This window comes from Actinomadura citrea (genome assembly GCF_013409045.1).
In the GTDB taxonomy this organism is placed as follows: Bacteria; Actinomycetota; Actinomycetes; order Streptosporangiales; family Streptosporangiaceae; genus Spirillospora; species Spirillospora citrea.
Genome location: NZ_JACCBT010000001.1, coordinates 6,097,996 through 6,112,513, shown reverse-complemented (window position 1 = coordinate 6,112,513; position 14,518 = coordinate 6,097,996). Strand labels below are relative to the sequence as shown.

Sequence of the window (14,518 nt, the reverse complement as noted above, 5' to 3'; positions counted from 1 at the left end):
ACGCTCTCGTCGGTCACGACGGCTTCTCCCATCCGAGGATCCGCAGGGCCGTGGCGGCCGCCGGCGCCGCCCTGGCCTCGTCGACGTCGTCCTCCGGGGGCCGTGCCCGCCCTGCGGGGGCGCGGCCGCGGCGGCGGAGCCGCTCGCCGATGGCGCGGCGCTCGGCGGCAGGGTAGGCGCCGAACGTGCGGCGCAGGAGGGGCAGGACGTCGGTGAACGCGTCGGCGGGCAGGCCGGCGATCCACTCGTCGACGAGCCGCAGGAGCGCCTCGTCGTGCATGAGCAGGAGGCCGCCGCCCGCGAGGAACCCCTCGACCCAGGCGGCGGCGCGGTCGGGCGCCGCGCCGACGGACACGGCGCGCGCCATCCGGTCGGGGACGTCGTGCAGCCGCCCGGCGTCGAGCAGCAGGCGCGTGAGGCGGCCCTCGATGAGGCCGTGCAGGGTGTCGGGACGGCCGAGCAGGCCCTCCATGGTGCGGCGCCAGCGCTCGATGTGGGCCTCGTCGGCGAGCAGGGCCAGGGCGCCGTGGACGGCGTCGACGTGCCCGAGGAACTCGCGGGCGGCGTCGTCGTCCAGCCCGGTGATCGCGGGCGGGAGCCCGACGCAGACGCGGACGACGAGGCCGTCGACCACCGTGTGGAGCGGGCCGGTGGAGGTGCCGCGGACGTCGCCGTAGCGCAGCGCGCGGACCAGCGCGGGCATCGCCGCCATCAGGTGCGCGACGTCGGTGTCGACCGCGGCGCGGTCGGCGAGGGCGCGCATGACCGCGGGGAGCGCGTCGCCGAGGTCGGCGAGCAGGCAGCGCTCGGCAACGGAGGTGAGGTCGGCGAGGGCGGTGGCGCTCTCGGCCGCCTCCCTAGCGCGGGCGGTGCTCGCACCGCGCACGGTGGTGCCCCACGCGCTCGCCTCGATCAGCTCCACGTCGAACTCGGGCCGCCAGGCCAGCGTCCACGTCTCGCGGAACGTGCCCTTGGAGCGGCTCTCCGACGGGACGCCCCAGTTCACGTCCAGCATGCGGAGCCGGTGCAGCAGGCGGCTGCGCTCCAGGTCGGTGGGCTTGCGCAGGTCGAGGTCCTGCTCCTTGTCGAGCGCGGTCGGCTTCAACCTGAGCCGCCGCTGCTCGGCCTGCAGGTCGCGCTGCAGCGGCACCATCGGCGTCCGCTCCGGGACCGCGCCGAGCCGCTCGCCGACCACCATCCGGTCCTGGATGAGCCGGACGGGCAGGTCGGCGCCCTCGCACAGGACGGCCCGGGTCGCCTCGGTGACCTCGTCCAGCCCGGCGAGGGGGCGCCCGCGCAGCGCGGCCAGGGCCTCGGCGAGCCGGACGGCCTCGATCACGTGCGCGGAGGAGACGTGCAGGTCCTCCTCGCGCAGGACGCGGGCGGCGGCGGTCAGCCAGCGCTCGATCGGGCGGTCGCGGGCCGCGAACAGGTGGTGGTACCAGCCGGGGGAGCGCACGCCGGCGCCGTAGCCGGACCATCCGGCGAGGCGCCCGTGCGTCCACGGCACCCACGTCATGGCGACCTTGGTCTTCGGCAGGCCGCGCAGCGTGCCGTCGTCGCGGCTCGCGGGGACCTTGGCGCGCAGGGCCGGGACGTGCCACGCCCCGCAGACCACGGCGACCCGCTCGTGGCCCTCCTTGAGGGCGCGGCGCACCGTCCGGCGCATGTGGGCCTCGCGCCGCTCCTCCCTCGGCGCCGGTTCGAGCTCGCCGCGCAGCTCCGCCATGGCCTCGGCGATGGCGGGGAACGGGGACGGGCCGCCGTGGCGGTGCTCGACCACGTCGTCCCACCACCGCTCGGCGTCGTCGTACCCGGCGGCCTTCGCCAGCCAGCCGAGCGGGTCGAGCCTGATGCCCTCCTCGGGCGGCTCCTCCTCCGCCGGGACGAGCTGGTTCGCGGCGGGCAGGTCGCAGAACCGGACGGGCACGCCCTCCGACAGCGCGTACCTGATCGCCTGCCATTCCGGGCTGAACTCGGCGAAGGGCCAGAACGCGGCCCTGCGGTCGCCGTCGGCGGGTGCGGGGGAGTAGGCGAGCAGCGCGACCGGCGGCACCATCCCCGGCTCGCCCGCCAGCTCCACGATCGCATCGGCCTCGGGCGGCCCCTCGACCAGCACCGCGTCCGGCTTGAAGTCCTCCAGCGCACCCCGCAGCGCGCGGGCCGAGCCCGGCCCGTGGTGCCGGATGCCGAAGACTTCGACCTGGCTCAAGAGACCTCCCGGCAGGCGCGGTAGAAGTCCCGCCACTCGGGCCGGTCCCGGACGACCGCCTCCAGGTACTCCTGCCACACGACGCGGTCGGACACCGGGTCCTGGACGACGGCGCCGACGATCCCGCCCGCCACGTCGGCGGCGCGCAGCACGCCGTCGCCGAAGTGCGCGGCCAGGGCCAGCCCGCTGGTGATCACCGAGATGGCCTCGGCGGTGCTGAGGGTCCCGCTGGGCGACTTCAGCTTGGTGCGCCCGTCGGCCGTGGCCCCGGACCGCAGCTCCCGGAACACCGTGACGACCCGCCGGATCTCCTCCAGGCCCGCCGGGCTCTCGGGCAGCTCCAGCCCGGCGCCGATCTGGTCGACGCGACGCGCGACGATCGCGACCTCGTCCTCGACGGACTCCGGCAGCGGGAGCACGACCGTGTTGAACCGGCGGCGCAGCGCGCTGGACAGCTCGTTGACGCCCCGGTCGCGGTCGTTGGCGGTCGCGATCACCGTGAAGCCCCTGCGCGCCTGCACCTCGGTGTTCAGCTCGGGGACGGGCAGGGTCTTCTCCGACAGGACGGTGATGAGGGTGTCCTGGACGTCGGAGGGCATCCGGGTCAGCTCCTCGATGCGGGCGACGGCGCCGCGCCGCATCGCGCGCATCAGCGGGCTCTCCACCAGCGCCCGCTCCGAGGGTCCTTCGGCGAGCAGCCGCGCGTAGTTCCAGCCGTAGCGGATCGCCTCCTCCGCCGTGCCCGCCGTCCCCTGCACGAGCAGCGTGGAGTCACCGCTGACCGCGGCGGCGAGGTGCTCGGACACCCAGGTCTTCGCCGTGCCGGGGACGCCGAGGAGCAGCAGCGCCCGGTCGGTCGCGAGCGTCGCCACCGCGACCTCCATCAGCCGGCGCGGCCCCACGTACTTCGGGCTGATCGCCGAGCCGTCCGGCAGCTCCCCGCCGAGGAGGTACGTGGTGACCGCCCAGGGCGACAGCCGCCAGCCGGGCGGCCGGGGCCGGTCGTCGTGCTCGGCCAGCCGCGCCAGCTCGCCGGCGTGCTCCTGCTCGGCGTGCGGCCGCAGCACGGCGCCCGCGGTCGGTGCGGGGGAGCCGTCGTCGAGGCCCCCAGGGCCCGCCTCTTCGGTCACTGGTCAAGCTCCTTCAGCATCTCGTCGCGGAAACGCAGGGTCGCGATCAGGTCGGTGACGGCCCGCGGTGCGGCCGGTCCGAGGGCCGCCAGGCGGGTCGCGGCGGCCGGGTCGAGCCGCTGGTCGGCGAGCCGGCACAGCTGCGTGATCAGGTGCTCGTCGCGGCGGGTGGGGAGCTCGGCGGAGGCGTTCAGCGTCCCGACCACCGCCGCCGCGAGCGGCCCGGCCCACGGACCGGGCACCCGTTCCAGGACCCGCAGCAGACCGGGACGCCCCTCCACCCAGCGGATCAGGTCGGCCGCCGCCGGGTCGCGCTCCGGGCCGGGCAGGACCGACAGCAGGTCGGCGAGGGCCTCCGGCTCGTCCACCATGACGCCGCCCCTGAGCAGCGCCCGCGCCCATCCGGTGTCGCGCTGGCCGAGGGCGGCGCGGGCCCAGCCGATGTGGACGTCGCGCCCGTCGGAGTCGGAGACGGGCAGGCACACGATCTCCATGGGCGGCAGCCCGAACAGCTCCGTCCAGGTGGACAGCGGGGTGCGGGCCAGGATCTCGCGCAGCCACGCGGCCCGCGTCCCCACCGGCGAGCCCCCGCCGCGCGGCGCGAACGACCCGGTCGGATGGAACGGGACGCCGTCGCGGGCCAGGTCCTCGTCGTGGGCGGCCGGCGGCTCCACCCGGATCCACGTCTGCTCGCGGCCCCGGACCGTGCGCTCCTCGGCGGTCAGGCAGGCACGGGCGCGCACCGCCATGCGCTCCCCGTACGCGGAGCCCGGCAGGCGGGCCAGCAGGTCGGACGCCAGTTGCCGCACGTCCTTCCCGCGGTCGCCCAAGGCCCCCTCAAGGAACCCCTCGTCGTCGAGGGAAAGCCCATGCGCGAAGGTGGCGATGAACGCCGCGCGATCGGGCGCCGGTTCCTTGGCCCAGGTCCCCTGGAGGAGCTCCCGCGCGCGCTCTGGCTCGGTCTCGCGAAGCATGGTCAGGTAGGCCACCCGCCGGTTGCGCGACCCGGTCTCCCACACTTCGGGGCCGCCGCCGGGGTCGTCACCGGAACCCACCAGGTAGGCCCAGTCCGTGTTCTGCAGGGCCAGCCACACGCCGCGCCGCCCGCACGCCCGCGCGATCGACGGCCGCAGCATCCGGTCGCTGCGCCCCCGCTCCAGCAGGTCGGGAAGCGACTGGGCGGGCACCCGCAGGCCCCGGGCGGCCGCCGCGTCCAGCCATTCGGGCAGCACCCGGATCTGCTCACCGCCGAGGATCCGCCGCAGCCGGGCCGCCGCCGCCCTCGGAACCGCCGGGACGTCCTCCACCGGGGCCAGCGCCACCGGCTCGGGGGCCGCGCCCGACGGGACCTGCCCCGCCCGCCGCCGCACGGCCAGCAGCGCCGCCTGGTCGAGCAGCCGCCCCGCCTTGCCGCCGTCCTGGCCGCCGTCGTCGCCGCGCGCCTCCGCCAGGGCGGGCGGGTCGCGGCGCTCGGTGCCCAGCAGCGCGGCGGTGACGTGCTCGTCCCACGCCGTCACAGGATCACCGTCCCCTCGTCCTCGTGCCACGCGGTCAGCGGGCGCAGGCCGCGCGGGCGCCACTCCCCGGCCAGGGTGACCGCCCCGCCGCCCGACAGCGCGAGCAACCGCCACGGATCGCCCATCCGCAGTGGCAGCGCGTCCCCGGCGCCGTCGACGACGTGCAGGTCTCCTCCTCCGGTGCGCGCCAGGCGGACGTCCTCCAGCGTCGCGGGCCAGCGGTCAAGCCACGGGTCGAGCGCGAGTGCCGCCGCGTGCTCGTCCAGGAAGCCCCGGACCGACGTCCCCGCGGGCGTGCCCCGCATGGGCGCCCCGTACCGCTCGGCGACCAGAGCCCGCAGCGGCTGCGCGCCAGGGTAGAAGGCCAGCTCCGCATCGACCTGCGTACCCGCGACGAGCGATCCGTCCAGGGATGTGCCCGGTGCGGCGAAGGACAACACGAGCGCGGGGCGCCCCGTCCGGCTCCCGCGGAGCCACACCCGCCGCGTGGTGAGCAGGTCCTGCGCGGTGTCGCGCGACCCGGTCACCGACCACAGGTCCCGGACGCGCTCGCCGCCGGAGAGCACCTCCTCCTGCGGGACGGTGAACCCGACCCGCGAGCGGACGGTCTCGCGCAGCCCCTCGGGCAGCTCCTCCTGCCGCCGGTAGGCCCGGACGAGCAGCCGCAGCAGCGCGTACTCCTCCAGCAGCCGCCCCGGCCAGCCGGGCCGGCGCGGGATCGCGGCCAGGCCCCTGACCGGCCCCGCGAGGGCCCCCGCCTGCGCGTCGACGAGCCGCCGCGCCGCGTCGTCCCACAGCCGGTAGGGAGCCTTCTCCGCCTGCGCGAGCCCGTGCGCGACCTGGTCGCGGAGCCACTGGTCCAGCTCGGCGAGCCCGTCGTCGACCCGCCTGGCCCGCCGCTCCGCCGTCTTCGGATCGCGGACCCGGGCCGCCGACGCGGCCCGCCGCTCGGCCGCCCGGCCGGCCCGCTCCCGGCGGTCCTCGACCCACTCCGCGACCCACCCGGGACGACCCCCTCGCGCCCCCGGTGCGCCTTCGGCTTCTGTGTCGTCGGCGGCTGAGGGACGGCCCTCCGCACCTCCCGGTGCGCCTTCGGCTTCTGTGTCGCCGGCGGGGGGGCGACCCCCCGCACCCCCCGGGGCGCCTTCGGCCTCTATGAGGCCGTCCGCCCACATGAACAACAGAGCCAAGGCGTGCTTGCACGGGAACTTCCGGCTCGGGCACGTGCACCGGAACGCCGGGCCGGTCAGGTCGGCGCACGTCCGGTAGGAGGACCTGCCGCTGCCCTGGCACTCGCCCCACACGGCCTCGTCGTCGCACCCCGTGCCCGCCCACTTGGCGGGCTTGGCGACACCGCCCGCCGCCTTGGCGGACGACGCGTCGGACGCGAGCCCGAGCACCTGCTCACGAGACCACCGATCCCTCACACCACCGAAACTATCGGCGCCCTCGGACAATCGGGGGCCTGGCGCCCCGGTCCGGCATCAGCCCACTCCGCCGAAGCCCGGCGGGGTGGGGAGGTCGGGCAGCGAGACGTCCGGGACGAGAAGCGCGCCGCCCGCCAGCAGGGCCACCAGGGCGGTGGCGGCGAACAGGCCCACCCAGGCGAGCCCGGGGACGCCGGTCAGGTGGTGGAGCTGGTCGGCGTCGGAGCTCGGCGCCATGTGCCGGGCCCGCATCCGCTGCAGTTCGATCACCGGGCGGGTGCCGGCCAGCAGCAGGAACCAGGCGGCCAGATAGGCGAACCCGGCCTGCACCGTGGCGCTCCCCAGCCACGACACCGCGAAGACCATCGCGCCCGTGACGATCACCGACAGCGCGCCGTAGGCGTTGCGGATCATGATGAGCATCCCGGCGAGCAGGGCCAGCGAGAACCACAGCATCAGCGTGATGCGGCCGTCCTCCAGCAGCAGCGCGAACAGCAGCCCGAGCAGTGGCGGCGTCACGTACCCCGCCATCGCCGTGAAGATCATGCCGAGCCCGTGCGGCTTCCCGCGGGACACGGTCACGCCCGAGGTGTCGGAGTGCAGCTTGATGCCGTCCAGCTTGCGGCCGAAGAGCAGCGCGACCAGCGCGTGCCCGCCCTCGTGCGCGATCGTGACGGTGTTGCGCGCCATCCGCCAGGTCGGGCCGTGCACCACCGAGGCGAGCGCCACGAGGCCGACAAGGGCCACCAGCCACCACGGCGGATCCGGCTGCGTTCCCGTCACCCGGTGCCACAGGTCGGCGATGCTCACGTTTTCCACGTCCACCTCGGAGTCGTCGTCGCGATGCCCAACATTAGGACGTCCCGGATAACGTTCGCGTTCGGTTCTCCGGCCGACGGACGGGGCATTCCGCCTCCTGCCGCCCATGTGTGACCAATGTCATAGCCGATCACCCGTAACCCGCCGGACCGGCATCGATCCACCAGGCCGATCTCCGCAATCCCGTTCCGGAGCGCCCCGTATTGCCGTTAAGGTGCCTTCGCGCCCCGGGCCAGCGGCTCCCGCTCCCGGCGCGCCGAGAGGGTGAGCGGGGATTGAACGGGGACCGATCCTCCGCGCGGACCACCGGCCCGCGCGGTCTTTTCCGATTCTTCCGGCGTGACAGGCTGACGGGCCAGATCGCCGCCGGGCTGGTCGGCGTGCTCGCCGTGGGCGCGGTCGTCTACGGGGTGGGCACCGCCAGCGCGCGGTACAGGCTCTCGGACGTGGGGGCCTGGCTGAGCGCGAGCGGCAAGGGCCTGGTCGTCCACGCCAACGGGCTGGCCGGCAAGGTCGACGGCAAGGCGCCGGTGGTGCCGCAGATGCGCGGACACCACATCAAGGTCGTCCAGGACGGCACGACGGTGCTGCTGGTCGACGAGGACACCGGCGTCGTCAGCCGGATCGACCCCTCCCAGCTCAAGATCACCAAGAGCCGGCAGGTCGGCGGGCCGGGCATGCAGGTGCTCTCCGGCGCCGGCGCCGCCTACACGGTCGACCTCGTCAAGGGCGCCGTGCAGCAGATCGACCCGGTGTCCCTGGCACCGGTCGGCAGCCCCGCGACGCTCACCGCGCCGCTCGGGCAGGCGGGCATCGACGCCGACGGCGCCCTGTGGGTGCCCGTCCCGCAGACGGGCCACGTCATCCCGTTCAGGTCCGGCCGCCAGGGCGAGCCCGTGGCGGCCGGGAAGGCCGGCGACCGCCTCGCGCTGACGATGGCCGCCGGGAGGCCCGTGATCATCGACAGCACCTCCGCGGCGGCGGTGATCGTCCGCCCCGAGGGCACCCAGCGGATCAACCTTCCCGCGCCCGTCGCGCGGGCCGCGAACGGCGTCAAGGTCCCCGCGGTCGCCGACGGGCAGATCGTCCCGATGCTCGGCGCGGGCGGCTCCCTCTACCTGCTGGACACCGGCGTCGGACGGGTCGACTCGGTGGCCCTGCGCGTGCCGGACCACGCCTTCGAGCCCCCGAACGTCCTCGGGCAGCGCGTCTACCTGCCCGACCGGACGTCCGGCCGGCTGCTGGTCTTCAACACCGAGCGCAACGCCTGGGAGCGGCCCATCGCCGCCACCCGCCCCGGCGGCGCGATCGAGATGCTCGTCCGCGACCACATGCTGTGGGTGAACGACCCCGACGGCCCCACCGCCCTCGCCTTCGGCCCGGACGGCGGCGTCAAGCGCATCAAGAAGTACGAGGACAAGGTCCCCGGCGGCGCGCGGCGGCCCCTGCCCGTCCAGGCCAACCCGGGGGGCGGCCAGGGCAACCGCAACGGCGGCGGCGGGGGCACCGGCGGCTCCACCACCGTCACGCCGCCGGCCAGGCCCGCCAAGCCGCCGGTGAAGAGGGACCCCACCGCGCCCGACCCGCCGACGCCCGCCGCGTCCGGCGACAACGGCTCGGTCAAGGTGCGGTTCACGGCGGCCGCGCAGCCGCAGGGCGTCTACCCGGTGGCCCGGTTCGTCCTGCTCGGCAGGGACGGCAAGCCCGCCGCCGGCGCGAGCCCCGCCCGGTTCCCGGGCGGCAGCCAGGGCGGGACGTTCTCCGTCGACGGCCTGACCTGCGACACGACCACCCACATCTACAAGGTGGCCGCCGAGTACAAGGGGAAGAACGGCAAGCCCGCCTACAGCGAGTCCGGCGAGGTCGGCGCCACCGCCTGCACCGCCCCCGGCCCGCCGACCGGCCTCACCGCCACCGCCGTCAACCACGGCGCGGATCTCCGATGGGCCCCCTCGTCCGGCTTCGACGTCACCTACGTCGTGACCTCGCCCAGCGGGACGCTCACGACCAAGAGCACCTCGCAGGCGGTCCGCGGACTGGCCAACGCGACGACTCACCAGGTGACCGTCAGGGCCCGCAATGGCGCCGGTGACTCCACCGAGCTGACGAAGACCGTGGATCTCGCGTATCCGACCAAGCAGATCCGCAACCAGAACAACGGCCAGACCAACACGCTGATCCGGTCGGCTCCGAACACCTCCGGTCCCACCACAGGCACGATCCCCCAGGGGGAGATCATCACGATGACCGTGGTGTGCCAGGTCCAGGGATCGTCGTACCACGACGATGAGAGCAACACGTCCAGCACCGTTTGGAACCAGGTCCGGACGCAGTACGGCAACGGCTACCTCAACGACACGCTGGTGGCCACCTCCAAGAACGGCTATCCGTCGGACGGGCTCTTCGAATGCCAGACGTGAGCGGCCGAGGCCGGCCGAGGGCGAACGAACCATGTCGAGCGCGCGGGGATGCAGATCATGAGTGAGAACGCGGCGGTGGACGCGGACGCGCTGGCCGGGCGGTTCGCGCAGATGTTCGCGGCGCTGGCGGGCAACATCGAGCGGGTCGTGCGCGGCAAGCGGGAGAAGGTCGAGCTGGCGCTGACCTGCCTGCTGGCCGAGGGGCACCTGCTGGTCGAGGACGTCCCGGGCGTCGGCAAGACGACCCTGGCGCGGGCGCTGGCGGCGTCCGTCGAGGCCAAGTGGGCCCGCATCCAGTTCACGCCCGACCTGCTGCCCAGCGACATCACCGGCGTGTCGATCTTCAACCAGGGGACGAGCGCGTTCGAGTTCCACCCCGGGCCGATCTTCGCGAACCTGGCCGTCGCGGACGAGATCAACCGCGGCTCGCCCAAGACGCAGTCGGCGCTGCTGGAGGTCATGGAGGAGCGCCGGGTCACCGTGGAGGGCGTCCCGCATCCGGTGCCGCGCCCGTTCATGGTGATCGCCACGCAGAACCCGGTCGACATGGACGGCACCTACCCGCTGCCGGAGGCGCAGCTCGACCGGTTCCTGATGCGGATCTCGATGGGCTACCCCGACCACCAGGCCGAGGTGGCGTTGCTCGCCGGGACCCCGACCGGAGTGACGCTCGACCAGATGCCGCCGGTGATGAGCCGCGAGGACCTCGCCCGCATGATCGACTTCGCGCAGCGGCTGCACGTCGCGCCGCCGCTGTACGACTACCTCGTGCGCGTCGTCGCGGCCACCCGCGAGCACCCGGACCTGCGGCTCGGCGCGAGCCCGCGGGCCAGCATCGCGCTGCTGCGCGCCGCGCGGGTGCGGGCGGCGGCGGACGGCCGCTCCTACATCGTTCCCGAGGACGTGAAGGCGCTCGCGGTCCCGGTCATCGCGCACCGGCTCATCGTCACGCCGGAGGCGGAGCTGCGGGGGCGCTCGGGCGCCGACGTGGTCGCCGAGGCGCTGGGGAACGTGCCGACGCCGCAGGCCGCCGGGGTGTGACGTGCTGACGCCGCTCGGGTGGGGGACGGCGGCCGGTTCGGTGCCGCTGTACGCGGCGGGCTGGTGGCTCGGCTATCCCGAGCCCGCCGTGCTGGCCGTCGCGGGCCTCGTCGCGGTGGGGGCGGCGGCGCTGTGGACGCTGCCGCGCCCGAAGCTGGAGGTCCGCCGGGAGATCGCGCCGGCGCGGGTCGAGCGCGGCGAGCCCGCCGTCGGGGTCCTGCACGTGACGAACAAGGGGCGCGGCGTCCGCGGGCTCAGCGCCGAGGACGCGGCGGGCTCCACTCCGGTCGCGGTCGACATCCCGCGGCTGCGCCCGGGCGGCGGGCGCACCGTGACCTACCGGCTGCCGACGTCCCGGCGCGGCGAGATCCCCGTGGGGCCGCTGCGGCTGGTGCGCGCCGACCCCCTCCGGCTGGCGCGCCGGGTGCGGGAGTACGGGACGCCGCGGGTCCTGCTCGTCCGGCCGAGGACGGTGCCGCTGGCGCTGCTGCCGTCCGGCCGCGCCTACCACCTGGAGGGTCCGACCAGCGACAGGTCCCCGGCGGGGACGGCGACGTTCCACGCGCTGCGCGAGTACGTGATCGGGGACGAGCTGCGCCACATCCACTGGAAGTCGTCGGCCCGCACCGGGACGCTGATGGTCCGCCAGCTCGTGGACGCCAGCCTGCCGACGACGACGGTCGTGCTGGAGGCGCGCCCCGGCTCGTGGCCGGAGCCCGACGACTTCGAGCTGGCCGTGGACGCGGCGGCGTCGGTCGCGGCCGGGGCGGCGTCGGCGAGCTTCCCCGTCCGGATCCTCACCGGCGACGGCCAGGTGGCCGACACGCGGGGCGGGCCGGACGACGTCGAGGTCCTCCTCGACCGGCTCACCTCCGTCCAGACGCGGGAGGGGCCGCGCTCGGCCGTGGACGCGGTGCGCCGCGTGCGCGCGGGCGGGTCCCTCGTCGTCGTCACCCCGGACGCCGCCGAGATCGGGCGCATCGCGGCCGTCCGCAGCCGCTTCGACCGCATCGTCGTGCTGCGGGTCCGCCCGGACGGGCCCGCGGCGGCGCCGCCCGGCGTCCAGCTCGTCGACTTCGCCGACCTGGAGGGGCTGGCGGAGGCGTGGCGGCGGCTCGGGAGCGCCCGGTGACCCGGTACGCGTCGATCGCCGTGACGGCCTGCCTGGTCGCCGTCGCCGGGCTGGCGTTCCAGCGGGTCTTCGGGCTCGGGCCGGTCGTCCCCGTCGCCGCCGTCGCGGCGGTGGCGCCGACGGTCCTGTGCGGGCTGCTGTCGGGGCCGCGCAAGGACAAGGGCCCGTGGCCGCTGTGGATCTCGCTGGTACTGACCGTCGTCGCCTGGGCGGGGACGGTCTCGGTCACCGTCCTGCGCCCCGCCCTCGGGGACGGGACGCTGCCGCAGACGCTGCGCGAGGGCGTGCTCGGCGCGTGGAAGTCGATCCTGACCACGCTGCTGCCCGCCCCCGCGAAGCCGGAGTACCTCGTCCTGGTCCACGTGGTGGTGTGGCTGGCGGCGTTCGCGGCGGCGGAGCTGGCGCTGCGCACCTCGCTGCGCGCCCTGCCGTGCGTGCCTGCGCTCGGCGTGTGGGCGGTCGCGCTGCTGCTCGGGGTGGACGGCCCCGGATCCAACCTGCCGCTCGCCGCCGCGACCGTCGTGCTCACCGCCGTGCTGGTCCTCGTCCGTGCGGACGGGCCGGGCTCGGGCGTCGCGTGGCGGCCCCTCCTGATCGGCGTCCCCGCCGCGGCCGTCCTCGGGGCGCTGGCGTTCGCCGCCGGCCCCGTCGTCCCCGTCAGCGCGGACCCCTACGACCCGCGCGAGCAGGTGCAGGCGCCGCCGCCGCAGCAGCGCGACGGCGTCAGCCCGCTGGACCGCGTCGGCGGCTGGCTGCTCAGCCCCGACCAGGTGATGTTCACGGTCCAGTCGAAGCGGAACGAGATCGAGCGGCTCGCCGTCCTGGACCGTTTCGACGGCGTGACCTGGTCGTCCACGGCCCGCTTCGTCCCGACCGGGAGCCGCGTGCCGCAGGGGCCGGACCCGGGCCGCGAGCACGAGGTCGCGCAGCGCATCACCATCCGCGACCTGCCGGGCGTGTGGGTGCCCGCCGCCGACCGCCCGCGGGAGGTCACCGGGCTCCCTGTCGTCGTCGACCCCGGCAGCGGCGCGCTGGCCGCCGCGCAGCCGCTGCGCCCCGGCCAGACCTACCGCGTCGGCTCCGTCGTCCCGGAATGGACGGCAGACGACCTCGCCGGGGCGGCCGTCGCAGGCGACGCCGAGGCCCGGGCCGCGCGGGAGCTGCCGTGGGGGCCCGGCGCGAAGGAGCCGCCCGTCCAGATCGCCGAGTTCCGCAGGTTCGCCCGGGCCGCGACGCAGGGCGCCGTGTCGCCCATCCAGAAGGCCGCGATGCTCGCCGAGTACCTCAAGCGCTACGCCAGGTACGACGTCACAGCCCCGCCGGGGCACGGCTACCGGCAGCTCGACTACTTCCTCGGCGAGGGCAGGCGCGGCACGCCCGAGCACTTCGCGACCGCCTACGCCCTGCTCGCCCGGACGATCGGCCTGCCGTCCCGCGTCATCGTGGGCTTCGACGGCGGCGACCGCGCGGGCGACACCGTCCAGGTCCGGTCCGGGGACGTGATGGTGTGGCCGGAGATCAAGTTCGACCGGCTCGGCTGGATCCGGTTCAACCCGCTCCCCGACAGCGCGCGGCGGTCCAAGAAGAACGACTCCGTCGCGGCGGGGGAGACCGAGCAGAAGCTGGAGCAGGCCCAGAAGAACGCGGCCTCGCAGCAGCGCGGCCAGGGCCCGGGCGACACGACGCAGAAGGGCCCGCAGAAGCCGGCCGCCGACGACGGCCGGGCCACGCCGTGGTGGGTGTTCGCCTCGATCGCGGTGGGCGCGCTCGTCATCGCCTACCTGGGCGCCGTCCTCCTCGCCCCCGTCCTGCGAAGACGGCGCCGGAGGGCGGGGCCGCCCGCCGCCCGCATCACCGGCGCATGGCACCAGGCGCTCGACCACCTCGCCGACGTCGGCCTGTCCACGGCCCGGACGCTGACCGCGCACGAGGTCGCCCGCTTCGGCGCGTCGGCCGTCGGAGACGACGCCCACGGCCATCTCGGGCCGCTCGCCGACCTCGTCAACCGCAGCCGCTTCGCCGCGTCCCACCCCGACCCCGGAGCCGCCGACCGGGCGTGGGGGCACACCGACGAGCTCGGCCGCCTCGTCACCGCCAGGGCCGGGCGGCTGCGCCGGTTCCGGCGGCGCCTGCACCCGCGGTCGCTGCGGGACCGCCGGGCCGTCAGGACGCGGGGACGCTGACCGCGATCTCGCCGCCGAGCACCGCGCCCGTCTCCAGCTCCAGGTCGTCCCCGCTCCAGAACCGCCCCGGGTCGAACCAGTTCGGGCGGCGCCCCTTCGGCAGCAGCCCCATCGACTGGTACGTCACCGCGACGATCTCCGCGCAGAACGCCGTCTCCAGGTTCGCGTCCCGCTCGGCCGGCCGCCGGATCGGCACCCGCCCGCGCAGCCACCGCGTCGCCAGCTTCGACGTCGAGGGGAACGGCGTGCCGTCCAGCCGCGCCACCGCGCGCAGCGCCGCGTCCTCCATCGCCCCGGTCGGCGGCGGGTCGAGCTGCCGCAGCCAGGCCCGCTGGCCGTAGCGGTTCCCCCAGGCCAGCACCGCGTCCCGCAGGTCGTGCAGCTGCGCGCCGCGGTGGTGCCCGCCGGTCCACATGTCCCGCAGCGAACGGCCGAGCTCGGCGTGCCACATCAGCGGCGGCAGGTCGTCGATCACCACCGCCATGCCGACGTGGTTGACGGGACTGTTGGTCGTCATCTGGATGGCGCGGTCGGCGACCGTCCGGCCGCGGAACAGCCACACGTCCCCGGTGCGGGTCAGCTCGACGGCCTCGGCGAGGGAGATGCTCGTGCCCGGCATGGTCGCTACGGTAGCCGT

The 14,518-nt window shown here is 75.6% G+C and carries 10 protein-coding genes; 4 read left to right on the top strand and 6 right to left on the bottom strand.

The features are described from left to right. Positions 1–13: 13 nt before the first annotated feature. From BJ999_RS28210 to BJ999_RS28190, 5 genes are read right to left on the bottom strand one after another with little or no spacing between them, the layout of a single operon-like run. Positions 14–2,212, bottom strand: a complete 2,199-nt coding sequence (locus BJ999_RS28210; RefSeq protein WP_229810593.1) for a DUF5682 family protein — start codon at positions 2,210–2,212, stop codon at positions 14–16. Further along, positions 2,209–3,342, bottom strand: coding sequence for an ATP-binding protein (locus BJ999_RS28205; protein WP_229810594.1), 1,134 nt, complete (start codon positions 3,340–3,342; stop codon positions 2,209–2,211). The genes BJ999_RS28210 and BJ999_RS28205 overlap by 4 nt, the downstream gene beginning before the upstream one ends. Further along, entirely contained in the window at positions 3,339–4,859 is a 1,521-nt protein-coding gene (locus BJ999_RS28200) for a DUF5691 domain-containing protein (RefSeq protein WP_179836066.1), read from the bottom strand. The genes BJ999_RS28205 and BJ999_RS28200 overlap by 4 nt, the downstream gene beginning before the upstream one ends. Further along, on the bottom strand, positions 4,856–6,286 hold the full coding sequence (locus tag BJ999_RS28195; RefSeq protein WP_229810595.1) for an SWIM zinc finger family protein: 1,431 nt from the start codon (positions 6,284–6,286) through the stop codon (positions 4,856–4,858). The genes BJ999_RS28200 and BJ999_RS28195 overlap by 4 nt, the downstream gene beginning before the upstream one ends. 57 nt (positions 6,287–6,343) lie before the next feature. Continuing rightward, positions 6,344–7,105 carry a M50 family metallopeptidase gene (locus tag BJ999_RS28190; RefSeq protein WP_373292857.1) on the bottom strand — a complete coding sequence of 254 codons (762 nt, stop codon included), beginning with the start codon at positions 7,103–7,105 and terminating at the stop codon, positions 6,344–6,346. A 275-nt stretch (positions 7,106–7,380) separates the two neighbouring features. Here BJ999_RS28190 and BJ999_RS28185 point away from each other — a divergent pair, with 275 nt between their 5' ends. The 4 genes from BJ999_RS28185 to BJ999_RS28170 are packed head-to-tail and all read left to right on the top strand — an operon-like array spanning position 7,381 to position 13,881. Beyond that, positions 7,381–9,525 carry an NHL repeat-containing protein gene (locus tag BJ999_RS28185; protein WP_179836064.1) on the top strand — a complete coding sequence of 715 codons (2,145 nt, stop codon included), beginning with the start codon at positions 7,381–7,383 and terminating at the stop codon, positions 9,523–9,525. Between the two features lie 57 nt (positions 9,526–9,582). Next, positions 9,583–10,566 carry an AAA family ATPase gene (locus tag BJ999_RS28180; protein ID WP_179836063.1) on the top strand — a complete coding sequence of 328 codons (984 nt, stop codon included), beginning with the start codon at positions 9,583–9,585 and terminating at the stop codon, positions 10,564–10,566. 1 nt (position 10,567) lies between these two features. Further along, the gene (locus BJ999_RS28175) at positions 10,568–11,698 is read left to right on the top strand and encodes a DUF58 domain-containing protein (protein ID WP_179836062.1); all 1,131 of its coding nucleotides are present in this window, start codon (positions 10,568–10,570) and stop codon (positions 11,696–11,698) included. Beyond that, positions 11,695–13,881 (top strand): transglutaminase TgpA family protein, encoded by a 2,187-nt coding sequence (locus BJ999_RS28170; RefSeq protein ID WP_179836061.1) that lies wholly within the window; start codon positions 11,695–11,697, stop codon positions 13,879–13,881. The genes BJ999_RS28175 and BJ999_RS28170 overlap by 4 nt, the downstream gene beginning before the upstream one ends. On the opposite strand, the gene BJ999_RS28165 is transcribed toward BJ999_RS28170, so the two are convergent. Next, on the bottom strand, positions 13,862–14,500 hold the full coding sequence (locus BJ999_RS28165) for a hypothetical protein (protein WP_179836060.1): 639 nt from the start codon (positions 14,498–14,500) through the stop codon (positions 13,862–13,864). The two genes, BJ999_RS28170 and BJ999_RS28165, sit on opposite strands and share 20 nt — an antisense overlap. Between the last annotated feature and the right edge of the window lie 18 nt (positions 14,501–14,518).

What these genes read in the sequence shown, in the direction of transcription:
- BJ999_RS28180 (WP_179836063.1), top strand. Translation starts at nt 9,583, where the DNA reads ATGAGTGAGAACGCGGCGGTGGACGCGGACGCGCTGGCCGGGCGGTTC.
- BJ999_RS28165 (WP_179836060.1), bottom strand. Translation starts at nt 14,500, where the DNA reads ATGCCGGGCACGAGCATCTCCCTCGCCGAGGCCGTCGAGCTGACCCGC.